Consider the following 1924-nt stretch of genomic DNA (forward strand, 5'->3'; position numbering starts at 1 on the left):
CTAAGGGATCCCCAAAAATAATTATTAAATTTCAATCACATCACTCACATCCATATTTTTCCAATCGAGTTGCACTACCACCTGTACGAAATAGGCTAGCCCTTCCAAGTAATCTCGCCGCCGCAGCTTAATGGACTGTTTTTTGAAGTATCGCAACCCAACAAATGCCCATGACACTACTCGCCTGTTTTTGCTTGAGTTAGCTTGAAAAGCCCCTGTCTTTCCTGCTTTGTCTATCACAGCACCCAGCATCATTGAGAACCAATGAGCCAATGTTGCGAGCAGTAAAAGTATGTCTAATCGATAGAGTTTGTTCGTTCTGTGCAGATCTGAGCCTAAGCCGAACCTAACACTTTTTTGGTCTCGAAACCCTGCCTCTATCTGCATTCTCATTCCATATAGCTTGAGCACCTTTTCGAGAAAGTGGTGTCTTTTTGGAAGAGAAGAAACGAGTAGCCAAGGCTCCTTATAACCGCGTTTTTTATCTCTTTTTAATAACTTATGTCCCTTGCCAACCAACACTGCATGAGTTTGATATTTTGCACTTTTGGTCAGCTCGGTCGCGCCAAGATACTGGCTCTTACGCTGATTGTTCTTGAATAGTGACTGGCATGGAATAAACTCATCGCTGTCCTGCGTTTTCAAATGTGCCGTACCACGAACCCGACTAATATAATGCCAGCCATTGTTCCGCACGGCTTTGAGCCAGGGGACTTTAAAGCCCGCATCCGTCACAATCACGGGGCGGCAATCACTCGGCAAGATCAGTTTGAGCATCTTTAAAAACCGTTTTTGCACTTTTGGGCAATGATATTGAAAGCTGAATGCACTTTCCTGATACAGGGTTAAAGAGCGACCTTCACTGACAATGCTGGCACGCAGAATACAGTATTTGGTTTGTGTATCAGCATGGCTCCAATCGACCAAAATGACGGGATGCTTTTCAGTGACCACAAAACGGGTTAAGCGAACATAAACCGATATCGATTCACGCAAAAGCTCATTGTTACTGAGTAGTCGGTCAATACGTTTAATATCATGTTTTTCAGTTGTTTTTGAATCCAAATTGCGGCCGATAGACGTCAAGGTGCATTGCTGACAGTGCAAAAGAGATTTAACGGCAGCGACTAGAGTATTAAATCTGGCTTTATGAATAGAGTTAGGGGTGACAGCGCGGAGCATATTGTGCAAAATAGTAGACGCATTCATGGTGTTTAGTTCTGTTGTTTTTAAGCGATTCATAAGATCACAAAACACCATGAATGTTCCCTCACTACCCACATTTTTTAATACTGTTAGTTCATTGATATGTAAAGGCTAATTCTGGGGATACTTTAGATTACCCGCTCAAATTGACGCATTAAACATTGGCTCGGTAACACATGTAGCAAGCCTGCACAGTACTGATACTTACTTAGAAGCATATACAGACGTACTTGCACCATTTGGTAAAATTGCAATGATTGACGATCCTGAGTCACTCGATGTAAGTAAATTAAAAATGAAGAGTTTATCTCTACATTGGGAATTTATGTTTGCCCGCTCAATGTTTAACGCCAAAGATTTAATTGAGCAAAGTAAGTTATTAAATCATGTTGCCGATTTGATTGACCAAGGCTACATTCAAACAACGATTGGTAAAAATTTAGGCATTATAAATGCGGCTAACCTGCGTATTGCACACGCAGAACTTGAAGAAGGTCGCTCTATTGGCAAAATAGTGTTGGAAGGTTTTTAATTCCATAAATACTAGGGCGTGTTGATCTTTGTGGTATGAAAAACAAACAGCATGAAGATAAGGTATAATTGAATTCGCCAGAAAACTTTACACCGAACCTACATGCCAAGATTAATGTTAACAGACGGGACATGGAATGTCTTATCAAAAGTAATGTACTTAAGTGGTCGAATTTATAATAAGCCC

General features: G+C 40.9%; 1 protein-coding gene and 1 pseudogene. One reads left to right on the forward strand and one right to left on the reverse strand.

What is annotated here, in order from left to right; translation table 11 throughout:
• Positions 1-24 precede the first annotated feature (24 nt).
• The gene (locus L655_RS0105565; RefSeq protein WP_125825536.1) at positions 25-1242 is read right to left on the reverse strand and encodes an IS4 family transposase; all 1218 of its coding nucleotides are present in this window, start codon (positions 1240-1242) and stop codon (positions 25-27) included.
• A gap of 97 nt (positions 1243-1339) precedes the next feature.
• Here L655_RS0105565 and L655_RS01000000125155 point away from each other — a divergent pair.
• Positions 1340-1738, forward strand: a pseudogene (locus L655_RS01000000125155) (zinc-binding dehydrogenase); the annotation flags it as partial.
• Positions 1739-1924: the final 186 nt, after the last annotated feature.

Source organism: Pseudoalteromonas sp. TAE79 (genome assembly GCF_000498015.1).
In the GTDB taxonomy this organism is placed as follows: Bacteria; Pseudomonadota; Gammaproteobacteria; order Enterobacterales; family Alteromonadaceae; genus Pseudoalteromonas.

What these genes read in the sequence shown, in the direction of transcription:
- L655_RS0105565 (WP_125825536.1), bottom strand. Translation starts at nt 1,242, where the DNA reads ATGAATCGCTTAAAAACAACAGAACTAAACACCATGAATGCGTCTACT.